Annotated in this window: 14 protein-coding genes; 13 read left to right on the top strand and 1 reads right to left on the bottom strand. The window is 64.6% G+C overall.

The window, feature by feature from the left end; all coding sequences use genetic code 11:
* Positions 1–7: 7 nt before the first annotated feature.
* Positions 8–784: a DUF481 domain-containing protein gene (locus ACQ4W0_RS19390; RefSeq protein ID WP_436578230.1), complete on the bottom strand. Its 777-nt coding sequence runs from the start codon at positions 782–784 to the stop codon at positions 8–10.
* A gap of 241 nt (positions 785–1,025) precedes the next feature.
* On the opposite strand from ACQ4W0_RS19390, the gene ACQ4W0_RS19395 reads away from it, so the two are divergent.
* The 13 genes from ACQ4W0_RS19395 to hmgA all read left to right on the top strand — a co-directional run bounded on the left by ACQ4W0_RS19395 (position 1,026) and on the right by hmgA (position 13,832).
* Entirely contained in the window at positions 1,026–1,409 is a 384-nt protein-coding gene (locus tag ACQ4W0_RS19395; protein WP_436578231.1) for a hypothetical protein, read from the top strand.
* Positions 1,410–1,515: 106 nt separating this feature from the next.
* Positions 1,516–2,202: a winged helix-turn-helix domain-containing protein gene (locus ACQ4W0_RS19400; RefSeq protein WP_436578232.1), complete on the top strand. Its 687-nt coding sequence runs from the start codon at positions 1,516–1,518 to the stop codon at positions 2,200–2,202.
* Positions 2,192–3,547: a sensor histidine kinase gene (locus ACQ4W0_RS19405; RefSeq protein WP_436578233.1), complete on the top strand. Its 1,356-nt coding sequence runs from the start codon at positions 2,192–2,194 to the stop codon at positions 3,545–3,547. The genes ACQ4W0_RS19400 and ACQ4W0_RS19405 overlap by 11 nt, the downstream gene beginning before the upstream one ends.
* A gap of 167 nt (positions 3,548–3,714) precedes the next feature.
* A complete protein-coding gene (locus tag ACQ4W0_RS19410) occupies positions 3,715–4,617 on the top strand; it encodes a VirK/YbjX family protein (protein ID WP_436578234.1) in 903 nt (300 codons plus the stop codon).
* A 112-nt stretch (positions 4,618–4,729) separates the two neighbouring features.
* On the top strand, positions 4,730–5,704 hold the full coding sequence (gene hemB / locus ACQ4W0_RS19415) for a porphobilinogen synthase (protein ID WP_436578235.1): 975 nt from the start codon (positions 4,730–4,732) through the stop codon (positions 5,702–5,704).
* 77 nt (positions 5,705–5,781) lie between these two features.
* Positions 5,782–7,125 (top strand): MBL fold metallo-hydrolase, encoded by a 1,344-nt coding sequence (locus ACQ4W0_RS19420; RefSeq protein ID WP_436578236.1) that lies wholly within the window; start codon positions 5,782–5,784, stop codon positions 7,123–7,125.
* A gap of 53 nt (positions 7,126–7,178) precedes the next feature.
* On the top strand, positions 7,179–7,682 hold the full coding sequence (gene msrA, locus ACQ4W0_RS19425) for a peptide-methionine (S)-S-oxide reductase MsrA (RefSeq protein WP_436578237.1): 504 nt from the start codon (positions 7,179–7,181) through the stop codon (positions 7,680–7,682).
* 24 nt (positions 7,683–7,706) lie between these two features.
* On the top strand, positions 7,707–8,525 hold the full coding sequence (locus ACQ4W0_RS19430; RefSeq protein ID WP_436578238.1) for a helix-turn-helix domain-containing protein: 819 nt from the start codon (positions 7,707–7,709) through the stop codon (positions 8,523–8,525).
* Between the two features lie 210 nt (positions 8,526–8,735).
* Positions 8,736–9,134 (top strand): DUF1842 domain-containing protein, encoded by a 399-nt coding sequence (locus tag ACQ4W0_RS19435; protein WP_436578239.1) that lies wholly within the window; start codon positions 8,736–8,738, stop codon positions 9,132–9,134.
* A 153-nt stretch (positions 9,135–9,287) separates the two neighbouring features.
* Positions 9,288–10,640: an MFS transporter gene (locus ACQ4W0_RS19440; protein ID WP_436578240.1), complete on the top strand. Its 1,353-nt coding sequence runs from the start codon at positions 9,288–9,290 to the stop codon at positions 10,638–10,640.
* Positions 10,641–10,653: 13 nt separating this feature from the next.
* Positions 10,654–12,327, top strand: coding sequence for an FAD-dependent oxidoreductase (locus ACQ4W0_RS19445; protein WP_436578241.1), 1,674 nt, complete (start codon positions 10,654–10,656; stop codon positions 12,325–12,327).
* Between the two features lie 18 nt (positions 12,328–12,345).
* A complete protein-coding gene (locus ACQ4W0_RS19450; protein WP_436578242.1) occupies positions 12,346–12,531 on the top strand; it encodes a hypothetical protein in 186 nt (61 codons plus the stop codon).
* Positions 12,528–13,832, top strand: a complete 1,305-nt coding sequence (gene hmgA / locus ACQ4W0_RS19455) for a homogentisate 1,2-dioxygenase (RefSeq protein WP_436578243.1) — start codon at positions 12,528–12,530, stop codon at positions 13,830–13,832. The genes ACQ4W0_RS19450 and hmgA overlap by 4 nt, the downstream gene beginning before the upstream one ends.
* Positions 13,833–13,834 lie beyond the last annotated feature (2 nt).

Consider the following 13,834-nt stretch of genomic DNA (forward strand, 5'->3'; position numbering starts at 1 on the left):
CGGCATCTCAGAACGAGTAGACCAGGGTCAGCGAGGTTTGCGTATCTGTGTTCTTCTTGTCGTCGGGCACGCGTGTGTCGTTGCGGGCGCTGAAGGCGGCCTTCATCTGCATGGTGCCGTTGATCTTAGTGCTGAGGGAGGTTTCGGCGATGGAGTGGGTGTTCGACGTACCCCGTTCGACGCTGAGCGTCTGTGAAAACATCGCCGACTGGCTGATCTTCCACTTCATGGCGGCTGCGCCGCGCACCGTCAGGCCGTGTTCCGATTCGCCCGTGTCGTTGGTGCCGTTGAAATAGCCAGGACCGAATTCCACGTCGACGCTTTTGTCGCTCGACTGATACCAGCGCGAGCCATGACCGACGGCCAGGGTCGAATACTTGGTGTAGGCGCCGAACTTGTCGTTGACGTGCGAAGCCAGTACGAACAGTTTTTCATGGTCGGCCATCAGCTTGTAGGCGGCCTTGGCGGAAGCAGAAAAGCGTTCTGCCGAGCGTTCGCGCACTTTTTGTCCGTCGTCGTCGGTGATCTCGTCTTCCTTGAAGTAGCCGCTGAAGATGTACTGGTTGCTCCAGTCATCGAGTTCCTGGCGCGCGTCGATCTTGCCCGTCACCGAGGTGCCGACCGTGTTGCCTGAGGTGGTGATGGCGCCCAATTCGGCGGAGGTGCTCCAGCTGCCGATGGGAATTTCATCGAACAGCATAGTTTGTTTGGTGTCTGCGGCGGCGGCGCTGCCGCAGGTGATGGCCATGGCCAGCGCCAGTGCGAGAGAGTGGGTCGATTTCATGGCTATATTTGTCTGTGGCGCGCGCCGGGCGTGCCTGCTGTTCGTTAGTGGCAGTGGTATCGATGCAGGCCGCGGCAATCGGGGCGGCGCCGGAAATATGCGCGCGGGCGCGGCCAAACATTTATCGAGGCTGTATTGTACCCGACCCTGCCATCGTTCGCCGCACGCGGCGGCGCGCACGAATACTGCTATATTGCGGGAAATATTGTAAACCTGGTATGCAGGGCTGATGACGATGAAAATGATATGCAAGCTTGTCACTGTGGCCTGGCTGTGCCTCGCGGCGCAAGCCGGCGCGCAAGCGCTTGACGGCGCCCTGGTCCCGGCACCGGGACCGGGGCCGCAACTGACGCAATCGATGATACGCGATGCCGTGCGCGCCGTGCTGGCGGAAGAGGCGCAGGTGCGCGACGCTCTGCCGCAGCCGGCCATGCAGCAGGTGACAATACGCGCCGACAGAAAGTACGAGCAGTTTGCCGCCGCCTTTGCCGAAGCGAAGGTGCCCGACTGCCTGCACCCCGATGGCTTGCAGCGCCAGCCGACGAATATAGGCCCGATTGGCGTTGTCGGCGTGTATGCCTTGCCCTTCGTGGCGATCGCCAAGCTGCGCGGAAAATGTAACTAGCCGGGATGTCCCGTGACGGCACGGGCACGCGACGGGGCTGGCAAGTGGCGCGCGCCTGGCGTATGCTGCGCATGTTTGCTGTCCCGATCTTTACAAGGAATTCCCCGTGCGCTGCCTGGTCATCGAAGACGAAGCTGAAACTTCCCGCTATATCTGTGCCGGCCTGCGCGAGGCGGGCCACGAGGTCACCGCCTGCGACAATGGCATCGACGGCATGCGCCTGGCCTGCGGCGAAGACTGGGATGCGCTGGTGCTCGACCGCCTGCTGCCCGGCGAGATCGACGGCCTGGCCATCGTCGCGCGCCTGCGCGGCATGGGCCGCAACACGCCCGTACTGGTGCTGTCGGCCCTGTCCAGCGTCGACGAGCGCGTGCGCGGCCTGCGCAGCGGCGGCGACGATTACCTGTCAAAGCCGTTCGCCATCGCCGAACTGCTGGCGCGCATCGAGGCGCTGCTGCGGCGCGCCGCGCCCGTGCCCGAATCGACGCAGCTGCAGGTAGCCGACCTGGTGCTCGACATGCGCACCATGCGCGTGACCCGCGCCAACCGGCAAATCGCCCTGCAGCCGCGCGAATTTCGCCTGCTGGAATACCTGATGCGCCACCAGGGCCAGTCCGTCACGCGCGCCATGCTGCTCGAAGCCGTGTGGGACTATCATTTCGACCCGCAGACGAACGTCATCGACGTGCAGGTGAGCCGCTTGCGCACCAAGGTGGACAAGGAATTTTCGCCGCCGCTGATCCACACGGTGCGTGGCGTCGGCTACACCCTGGGCGTGCTCGATGGTGCGTAACTGGCACCGTTCCATTGCGGCCCGCCTGGCGCTCGGCTATGGCGTGCTGGTGGTCGTCTCGATCAGCATCGTGTGCGCTGTCTTCTATTTCGGCACCATCGGCGTGCTTGACCGCAGCGTGGACCGCAAGCTGACCTTGCTTTCGGAGCGCCTTGCCGCGCTGTACGAGCAAGGTGGCAGCAGCCGCACGACGGGGGAAATCGCCCATCTGCTCACCGACCGCACCGACAGCGACACGGAGATTTTTTTACTGGTGGACGCCGATGGCCGCCGCGTGGCCGGTAATCTGTCGTCCTGGCCCGACGCGGCCAGTCCCGTGGGCCGTTTGCTGCACCGCGACGTCACGCGCGAAGGGCGCAGGGTGCCCGCGCGCATGCTGATCCGTGACCTGGCGCACGGCGCGCGCCTGTTCGTCGGACGCGACATGGAAGAGGGTAAGTCCATCCGCACCCTGGTGCTGCGTTCGCTGGCCTATGGCGGCGGCGTGGCCATCTTGCTGGTGGTGGCGGGTGCCTGGCTGTTCCGCCGCCAGCTCGAGGCGCGCATCGGAAAAATCCGCCGCACGGCGGGGGAAATCGAGGCGGGAGACCTGAGCCGGCGCATTCCTGTCGCCAGCGAGGATGAATTCGGCTTGCTGAGCCGCGACATCAACCGCATGCTCGACCGCATCGAACATCTGATGGAAGGCGTGCGCCACGTGTCGAACGCCATTGCGCACGACTTGCGCACGCCGCTGGCGCGCATCCGCAACAAGCTCGATGGCGCCTTGCGCCAGCAGCAGAGCGTGGCGGGCTTTGAGAACGCGGCGCAGGCGGCCATCGACGACATCGACGACCTGACGCGCGTGTTCGACAAGCTGCTGCAGATCGCGGCGGCCGAATCGGGCATGCGTCCCGAGAATTTCGATGACATCGACCTGCATCAGATCGGCGCCGACATCGTGGAAATGTATGAGGCCACGGCCGACGAACAGGGCGTGCTGCTGGTGCAGATGTATGGCGACAGCGTGCCGGCGCGGGGCGACCGCAATCTGCTGGGCAGCGCGCTGGCCAGCCTGGTCGACAACGCCATCAAGTATGCGGGCCCGGGCGCCACGGTGGAAGTGTCGGCCGGCAGCGACGCGCAGGGCAGCTGGCTGGCCGTGCGCGACAACGGTCCCGGCGTGCCCAGGGAGGAGTTGCCGAAGCTGACGCAGCGCTTCTACCGGCTCGACAAGAGCCGCCATCTGCCCGGCAATGGCCTTGGCCTGTCCATCGTGGCGGCTATCGCGGCCCTGCATGGGGGCAGCCTGGACATCGAGGATGCGGCGCCGGGCTTGCGCCTGTGCCTGCGGCTGCTGCGCTAGTGTGGCGAAACGGCACATTACCAACTTGTAACCCTCTTCGTTTTCACCTCCCCCTATCATCCCCTCTACCCGGCGTCGAGCGGCTGCCTGTGCGCAGCCGCCTGTGCCGGGCTGCTTGCGGCCGTCGCCGCGTCCCGTTCATCCAGACCCGTCGTAGAGCCGTTCGCATGCATACTTTTACCGCCATTGGCGACAACGTCGCGCCGCAGCAGCCGGCACTGCGCCAGCATGGCCACCGCATCAAGGCCGCCCTGGGCGCGCTGGTCTTTCCCGTGCAGCGCGCGCGCTGGCAAGCTTTCATTGCCGGCACGCCGGGCCTGGCGGCGCTGGCGCAAGCCCATCCCAGCCTGCTGTACAAAATTTACCGACCCTACGCCAGCCGCGGCTTCGGCTGCGCGGCGCGGGCGGAGCTGTTGCGTGGGCATTACCGCTTCCTGTGGCAGGCCGGCGCGCGGCCGCTGGTGGAATACGCTGCCCGGCGTGCGCTGGTGCTGGCCACCATCGAGGGCAAGGATGGCGCCACCTACCGCTTGCAGCTGACCGCCATCCACGACAGCCACCGCGAGGGGGACCTGTGCCTGCGCCTGACGCGCGACGGCGTCTCGCTGTATCTGGCCAGTTTCCTGTTCCGGCCGCAGCCAGGCGGCAGCGCCATCCAGCTGGGCGCCTTGCAGGGCTTGCGCTCGACCGCCGGCGCGCAGGCGGTGAAAGACGCCACGCGGGCGCTGCACGGCTGCCGGCCAAAAAACCTGATGGTGGCCGCCTTGCGCGACCTGGGCGACTTTTTCGGCTGCGCCCATCTGGACCTGGTCAGCAACGCCAACCGCATCGCGCTGAACTGGCGCCGGCGCCGCCACATTTCCTGCGACTACGACCTGGCGTGGCAGGAACTGCATGCGCTGCCCACCAGCGACGGCAATTACCGCCTGCCATGCGGTCCTTGCCGGATGCCGGACCTGGAGCTGGTGGCGTCGAAAAAACGCGCGGACACGCGCCGCCGCGGCGCCATGCTGGTGCAACTGGCGGCGGACATGCGCTGGCAAGTGGCTGCCCTGTTGCAGCCGCAATGAAAGCACCAGGCGGCATTTTTTGACCTGCGCGGCTTTTTTGCCGGGCGACCCGGCGCAATCGGCGTGATCGGCGTATACTTACCGGCGTTCCCAACCTGAAGCCAGTCACCCCATGCCAGCACAATTCCCCACTTCGCGCCTGCGCCGCCTGCGCGCAACCCCGCAACTGCGCGAGCTGTTCCGCGAGACCGAGATCAATCCGCGTGACCTGGTCCTGCCGATCTTCGTCGACGAAGGGGCCAGCGATTTCATCGACATCACTTCCATGCCCGGCGTGCGCCGCATTCCCGAAGCGAAGCTGGCGCAGGAAGTCGAACGCTACGCGCGCGCCGGTTTGCGCTCCGTCATGACCTTTGGCATTTCGCACCACAAGGACAGCCACGGCACGGATACCCTGAACCCGGACGGCCTGGTGGCGCGCATGTCGCGCATCATCAAGGACGCCGTGCCGGAAATGGTGGTCATGTCCGACACCTGCTTCTGCGAATACACGGACCATGGCCATTGCGGCATCCTGCATGGCGACACGGTCGACAACGACAGCACGGTGCTGAACCTGGGCAAGCAGGCTGTTATTGCGGCCCAGGCGGGCGCTGACATCATCGCGCCATCGGCCGCGATGGATGGCCAGGTGGCGGCGATCCGCAGCGCGTTAGATGCGGCCGGCTTCCATGACACGCCCGTGATGGCGTATTCCACCAAGTTCGCTTCCGGCCTGTATGGCCCGTTCCGCGACGCGGCCGGCAGCACGCTGAAGGGCGACCGCAAAACCTACCAGATGGACCCGATGAACCGCCGCGAAGCCATCCGCGAATCGCTGATCGACGAAGCCGAAGGCGCGGACGCGCTGATGGTGAAACCGGCCGGTGCCTATCTGGACATCATCCGCGACCTGCGTGAAGTGACGCGCCTGCCGATTGGCGCCTACCAGGTCAGCGGCGAGTACGCGATGATCAAGTTCGCCGCACAGGCCGGCGCCATCGACGAGCGCCGCGTGGTGCAGGAAACCCTGGGCGCCATCAAGCGCGCGGGCGCGGACATGATCTTTACGTATTTCGCGATGGATGTGCTGAATAATCCGTATTAAATAAACACGGGGCAGGGCAGCCGCCTTTTCAGCTATCATGGCGCGCTGCCCAACCGGGTTTTATTTGTAGCTTGTTTATGCCCCTGAAAATCTCCCGCATCCTGCACGCCGGCTATGTCTTCGAATGCGAAGGCACGGCCATCGCCTTCGACCCCATCGTCGAAAACCCGTTCAGCCGCAATTGCCACGCGTTCCCGTCCGTGCGTTTCGACCTCGATGCCGTGCGCCGGCTGCGCTGGGATGCCGTCTTCATCTCGCACTTCCACGACGACCACTGCTCGCTCGACAGCCTCGATGTGCTCGACCGCGCCACGCCCATCTACCTGTACTGCGTCTTCGACGAGCTGTTCGCGATGCTGCGCGCGCTGGGTTTTACCCACGTGCAGCGGCTGCACGTCGACGTGCCCGTGCGGGTGGGCGCCATCGAGGTGATACCGCGCCGGGCGCTGGACGACGATGTCGACTCGCTGTTCCAGGTGCGCGCCGCCGGCCTGAATGTGCTCAACGTGGTCGATTCCTGGATCGGCCCTGAAACCCTGGCGCAGCTGGCCGCGTTTGCGCCCTGGGACATGGTCTTGTGGCCGTTCCAGACCATGCGCGAGATCGCCGTCATCGCGCCGTCGCAAGCGCTGCCCGGCCCGGTCGAACTTCCCGACGACTGGGTGCCGCAGCTGCGCGCGCTGGCGCCCCGTTACCTCGTGCCCAGCTCTTGCCAGTTCGTGCAGGAAGACTGGTCCTGGTACAACCATACGATGTTCCCCATTACCTACCGCCAGTTTGCGCAGGAGATCGGCGCCGCGCTGCCGGACGCGCACATCTTCCGCCTCGACCCGTCCACGTCCGTGCTGCTCGATGCGCAGGGCCTGACGCCGGCCGCGCCGCTGCCCTGGGTGATACCCGTGGGGCCGCAGGACGTCGATTTCGACTACCGCCCCGACGCGCCGCCGCCCGCCACGGCGGACATCGCCCGGCGTTTCGCGCCCCTGAGCGCCGCCGACACGGCGCAGGTGCTCGATTTTTGCCAGCATGGCTTGCTTGAGCGCTACCGCGACATGGAGCTGCCCGAGGATAGCTATTTCCAGGCGCCACGCCTGTGGCGATTGTCGCTGTATGGCCATGACGGCGCGGCCACTGTCCTGCATTACCGCACGCATGGCGACCTGATCGACCTGGTGCCTGCCACTGGCGAGGCGCCGGGCTGGACGACGGAAGTGCCGCTGGTGAAATGCCATGCGGCGCTGGCGCTGGGTGAATCGCTGACGTCGATGTACATGCGCATCAACGATGGTCCTTTCGACCCGGCCACGCGGGCCGCACTGGAAGAGGCCGACATCGTCGACGACCCCTTGATCCGCTGCCTGTTCAACGACGCTATCGGCGCCTATCAGGCTGCGCAGCTGAAACGCTTGCTGGCCCGCTGAAGAAATTGCCACGACAGGGTAAGATAAGGTTCTCAGATCAAGGAATGAACAACATGACACAAGATAAGGAAACCGCGATCCTGGCCGGCGGCTGCTTCTGGGGCGTACAAGACTTGCTGCGCCGCTATCCGGGCGTGATCGCCACGCGCGTGGGCTACAGTGGCGGCGACGTGGCCAACGCCACCTACCGCAACCATGGCACGCATGCGGAAGCGATTGAAATCATCTTCGACCCGACCACCATCAGCTACCGCAAGATACTGGAATTCTTCTTCCAGATCCACGACCCCAGCACGGAAGACCGCCAGGGCAACGACCGCGGCACGAGCTACCGCTCGGCCATCTTTTACACCAGCGAAGAACAACGGCTGGTGGCCGAAGACACCATCCGCGACGTCGATGCCTGCGGCCTGTGGCCAGGCAAGGTGGTGACGGAAGTGGCGCCGGCCGGCCCGTTCTGGGAAGCGGAAGCGGAGCACCAGGATTATCTGCAGCGCTTGCCGCACGGCTATACCTGCCACTACATCCGGCCGGACTGGGTCTTGCCGCAGCGTTAACAATAAGCGTCACGGGAGACGGCCATGCGCTATTGGCAGGTGGAGCGACGGCAGGCGGAGGGACAGCTGGAGCTGGGGCGCGCCCTCGACCTGGTGGCCGCCATCGGCCACCCGGACGTGAATGCCATGGCGGGCGCCATCCTGAAAACGGCCGGCGCGGCCGCGTCCATCGCCCAGTGCACGATCTTCGCGTATGAATTCGGCAACCGGCCCCGCACGGTGGCCGTGGCCGACCGGCGCGGCGGGCGCTTTTTACAGGATATCGCCGACAGCTACGCGCGCCATTACTATGCGCTCGACGGCAACCAGAGCGTCATCGCGCCCGCCGCCCGGCCTCGCGGCGATCCCGCCATCGTGCTGCACCAGCAGGCGAGCGATGAAATCCGCCACCCCGGCTACCGCGCCGTTTGCTATCAAAGACCGAATGTGTCGGACCGGCTGTCCCTGCTGGTGCAGCCGGCCAGCGACATCTGGCTGTCCGTCAATTTTTACCGCGACAGCAGCCAGGGCCAGTTCCAGCCCGGCGAAATCGCCGCCATCGAAACCCTGTCGCCGCTGTTCGCATATGCGGCCAGACACCACTACAGCCTGAACGGCCAGCCCGCGCAAGGCGTGTCACCCGTGATGCTGGCCCGGCTGCGCCAGCATGGCCCGCAATTGAGCAAGCGCGAACTCGACGTGCTGCGTGGCGTGCTCGAAGGACTCACGGCCGTGGAAATAGCGGAGACCATGGGCGTGCAGCCATCGAGTGTCATCACGTATCAAAAGCGCGCCTATAAACGCCTGGGTATTTCCAGCCAGCGTCAATTATTTGCGTTATGTCTAAGCCCGCATGCCGCATAAATGCTAGCGCGCCCTGAATACCGCGCAATGCACAAAAAATGCTGAAATTCAAGGCAATAATGTGAGCATATTGACACGAAAATAAGCGCTATGCTGACGGCAGAGTGTTGATGCGCTGAACCGCCATCAGCAAGGCTGATAGCCAGTGCCTGTCGCCGCGCGCGATCTCCCTTTTCATGGCTCAGGAACCATTCCCCGAAGGAGTCCATTGTGTCCTCATCTGAACTAAATGCGGTAGAACACGTCTATCTGATCGCCGGCAATCTCGGCCTGCCGGGCGCGCCCATCCTGAATCTGGCCCTGTTTTACAATCCCGACGACGGCAGCGTCAGCGGCGAAGCCCTGATCACGCAGTCGATTGCGCCGCCGCATGGCCGCGTGGTGATCCGTCCCGTTAGCGGCCCCGTGCATGGTCTGGGCCTGGGCAATGCCACGCGCGTCTTCAGCCTGAGCGGCGAATACGTGGTGTCCGTGCCGCCACCGGACTTCGGCAGCTACCTGGCCAAGTTTGAAGCGACCTTTGTGACCGACAACAACTGGAATGGCCACGGTTCCTTCAGCTACGGCAACCAGAAGATCGACAACGTGCCCATCAAGAAACGCGGCTAGGCCCGCTGGCTAGTCCTTTTGGCCAACGGCTGTCCCTAAAATGGGGACAGCCGTTGGCGTAGTCGTCTGCATACTGTGTTGCAAGCCGGAGCATCCGGCAACTCTCACCCAAAAAAATCAACAAGGGGAGAGTGACACCTTATGGAGACATGCATGACCATCGCCCAAGCGGCTACCCCCGCCATTTCCGCCACTACTGCGCCCGTCCTCGACGCGGCCGCCAATCAGCTGGAACAGCAGGTGATGCGCAAGGTATCGCGCCATTTGCTGGGATTTTTGTTCCTGCTGTTCGTGTTTTCCTTTCTTGACCGCATCAATATCGGCTTCGCCGGCCTGACCATGATGCAAGACCTGGGCCTGTCCGGCACCCAGTTCGGCTTTGCCACCACCCTGTTCTACATCGCCTACATCGCTTGCAGCATTCCCAGCAACATTGTGCTGGCCCGTATCGGCGCGCGCCGCTGGATAGGCTCGATGATGATCGCCTGGGGCCTGGCTTCGACGGCGACCCTGTTCGCCAGCGGCCCGGCCAGCCTGTATGCGCTGCGCTTTCTGGTGGGCGTGACGGAGGCGGGCTTCCTGCCCGGCATGCTGCTGTACCTGACGTACTGGTTTCCCAGCGCTTACCGCGCACGGGCCAATGCCCTGTTCATGATCGCCATGCCCGTCACGGCCGCCATCGGTTCGGCCCTGTCGGGCCTGATCCTGGGCCTGGACGGCCACTGGGGCTTGAAAGGCTGGCAATGGTTGTTCTTGCTGGAAGGCATGCCTTCCGTCCTGCTGGGCCTGGCCGTGTACGGCTACCTCGATGACTCGCCCAGCAAGGCGAGCTGGCTGGGCAAGCTGGAACAGCAGGTGCTGGCGCGCATGCTGGCGGCCGAGCACAAGCCGGTGGCGCCACAGCAAAACACCTCGGTGCTGGCGGAAATGCTGTCGCCCACCGTGCTGAAATTCGGCATCGCCTATTTTTGCCTGGTCAATACCCTGGCCATGGTGGCCGTGTGGACCCCGTTGATCGTGAAAAGTTTCAATAGCGGCGCCAGCAACACGCAAATCGGTTTGCTGGCCGCCATCCCGCAGGTATGCACCGTCATCGGCATGATTGTGTGGGGCCGCCGCTCGGACCGCTTGCAGGAGCGCCGCTGGCATATCGTCTGGCCCATGCTGCTGTCGGCCTCTGGTTGGCTGTTGACCGCGTATTGCGGCAATCCCGTGCTGCAGCTGCTGGGCGTGTGCCTGGCCTCGACGGGCGCCTATACCGCCATGTCCGTCTTCTGGACCACGCCGGACCGGGCCCTGAGCCTGGGCGCGCGCGCCATCGGCATCGCCGTCATCAATGCCACGGGCAATATCGGCTCGGCCCTGAACCCCGTCGTCGTGGGCTGGCTGAAGGATTTCACGCACAGCTTTGCCACGGGCTTGCTGTACGCCAGCGTGCTGCTGGTGGTGGGCGCGGCCATCGTGCTGACCCTGCCCATCGCGCGTGCCGGTAAAACACATACTTGAAGAGGACAGCATCATGAGCGACACATTTCACCCTTATCCCCATGTGCCAAAGGTGTATCCGCCCGGAAAAGCAGTTGGCACCGGCACGCAGCATGTGCCCGTGCTGATCGTCGGCGGCGGTCCCGTGGGCCTGGCCACGGCCCTGGGCCTGGCCCGTCACGGCGTGCGCTCGGTGCTGCTCGAAGCGGACGATGGCGTCTGCACGGGCAGCCGCGCCATCTGCATCTCGCGGCGCAGCCTGGAAATCATGGCCCGCCTGGGTGCGCTCGACGGCTTTTTGGCCAAGGGCTTGCCGTGGGCGGGCGGACGCAGCTTTTACCGCGACGAGGAAGTGCTGCACTTCACGATGCCGCAAGACGCGAACCAGAAGCTGCCGCCCATGGTCAATCTGGCGCAATACCATATCGAGCAATTCCTGCTCGATGCGGCTGAACGCCAGCCGGAGCTGATCGATATCCGCTGGCAAACGAAAGTCACGCGCGTGGAGCGGCGCGCCGATGGCGCCAGCGTGACGGTGACGACACCGGAGCGTAATTATCAAATAGACACTGATTGGCTGGTGGCGGCCGATGGCGGGCGCAGCGTGGTGCGCGAGGCCTTTGGCCTCAAATTGCAGGGCACCAGCTATGAAGGGCGCTATGTGATCGTCGACATTCACCTGAAGAGCGACCGCCCCACGGAGCGCCTCGCGTATTTCGACCCGCCGTCGAACCCCGGCTCGACCGTGCTGGTGCACAAACAGCCCGATGACATCTGGCGCATCGACTATCAGTTGCGTGACGACGAGGATGGTCAGGCGGCCGTGCTGCTGGAAAACGTGGCGCCCCGCGTGGACAGCTTGCTGGCCATGATGGGGGAAACGGCACCGTGGCATCCCGTGTGGATCACTATCTACAAGGCAAATGCCTTGACCCTGGACAAATACCGGCACGGTCCCGTGCTGTTCGCGGGCGATGCTGCCCACCTGGTGCCCATTTTCGGCGTGCGCGGAGCGAACTCCGGCATCGACGACGCCGACAACCTGGCCTGGAAACTCGCGTATGTGGTCAAGGGCCAGGCGCCACCGGCCTTGCTGGACAGTTATTCGGACGAACGCGTGTACGCGGCCCGTGAAAACCTGCGCCACGGCACGAAAAGCACGGAATTCATGGCGCCGCCCACGTTTGCCTTCGAGCTGATGCGCACGGCCGTGCTGGGCCTGGCGGGCAAGCATGCGCACGTGCGCTCGCTGATCAACCCGCGCCAGACCAGCGCCATCGCGTATGCGCAGTCGTCCTTGAGTGCGGCAGATGGCGAAACGTTTGCAGCCGGCCCGGCGCCGGGCACGGTCTTGCCGGAATGTCCGCTGGCGCTGCCGGACAACGGCGGGCAAAAAGAGGGGTATATTACCGATCTGGTGCAGCGCGCCGCTGGCGCTTTTACGGGCCTGTATTTCAGCGACGATGCTGCCGTGCCCGCGGAACTGCTGGCGCTGGACGACATTTTGCCGTTGAGTACCGTGGCAATCGCTCGCAGCGGGGCGCAAGGGTGCGCCTGGGACCACACGGCGCAGGTATTCTCGCTGTTTGATGCCCGGCCCGGCACGTTTTACCTCGTGCGTCCAGACGGCCATGTGCTGGGCCGCTGGCGGCAGGTGCAGGCTGGGCAGGTGGTGGCAGCGCTGGCGGCGGCCGGCATCGCCCGATAAAAGTAACAAGGAGACAATATGACCGACATCGAACTCGATAATTTATATACCGAACTGTGCCACACCATGGGTGGCCTGGGCGAGCAGCGCGCGCCGCTGTTCCTGGCCCGCTTTGCCTTGCTGGCCATGGGCGTCATCGGCCAGGCCGACGTGGTGCAGGACTTGCTGCGCGACGCTGCCGACGGCCTGACGGTGAGCGCATGATAGGCGCTGGCTACCAAAGCGGCTTCGGCAACGAATTTGCCACGGAAGCCGTGCCCGGTGCCTTGCCGCACGGGCAAAACTCGCCGCAGCAGGCGCCCCTGGGCCTGTATGCGGAGCAATTGTCGGGCACGGCCTTCACGGCGCCGCGCGCGCAGAACCGGCGTTCCTGGCTGTACCGCATCCGCCCGGCCAGCCAGCACCCGCCGTTTACTTTGTTGGCGCATACCCGCATCGTCAGCGATTTCCACGCCATGCCGCCCACGCCGCCCAACCAGCTGCGCTGGGACCCGCTGCCGCTGCCCGACAGCGGCACGCCGGTCGACTTCATCGACGGCTGGCAGACGATGGCAGGCAACGGCAGTGCCGAAGCGATGAGCGGCTGCGCCATCCACGTGTATGCGGCCAACCGTGCCATGCAGCGTTTCTTTTACTCGGCCGATGGCGAGCTGCTGGTCGTGCCGCAGGAAGGCCGGCTGGCGATTGCCACGGAACTGGGCCTGATCGAGCTGGAACCGCAGGAAATCGCCGTCATCCCCCGCGGCGTGCGCTTCCGCGTGACCTTGCCGGACGGCCAGGCGCGCGGCTATGTGTGCGAAAATTTCGGCACGGCCTTTCGCCTGCCCGACATGGGGCCCATCGGCTCGAACGGTCTGGCCAACAGCCGGGATTTCCTCACGCCGCACGCGGCCTATGAAGATATCGATGGCGAGTGCGAACTGCTGGCCAAGTTCGGCGGTCACTTGTGGCGCACGACGCTCGACCATTCGCCGCTGGATGTGGTGGCCTGGCACGGCAATTACGCGCCGTACAAATATGATTTGCGCCGCTTCAATACCATCGGCTCGATCAGCTACGACCATCCCGACCCGTCGATCTTCCTCGTGCTGCAGGCACCCAGTGAAAATCCGCTGCTGGGCGCCATCGACTTTGCCATCTTTCCGCCGCGCTGGCTGGCCGCCGAGCACACCTTCCGGCCGCCGTGGTTCCACCGCAACGTGGCCAGCGAATTCATGGGCCTGATCCACGGCGTTTACGACGCCAAGGCGGCCGGTTTCGTGCCGGGCGGCGCCAGCCTGCACAACTGCATGTCCGGCCACGGTCCCGATGCGCAAACGTTCGAGAAGGCGTCGCACAGCGACACGTCCGCGCCTGTCAAGGTGGGCGACACCATGGCCTTCATGTTCGAGACGCGCACCATCCTCAAGCCCACGCCATTCGCCTTGAACAGCGAACTGCTGCAAAAGGACTACTTCGAGTGCTGGCAAGGCTTGCGCAAGCATTTCGATCCGGACCAGGAGTAGCC

The organism is Janthinobacterium breve, from assembly GCF_051380895.1.
GTDB lineage: Bacteria > Pseudomonadota > Gammaproteobacteria > Burkholderiales > Burkholderiaceae_D > Janthinobacterium.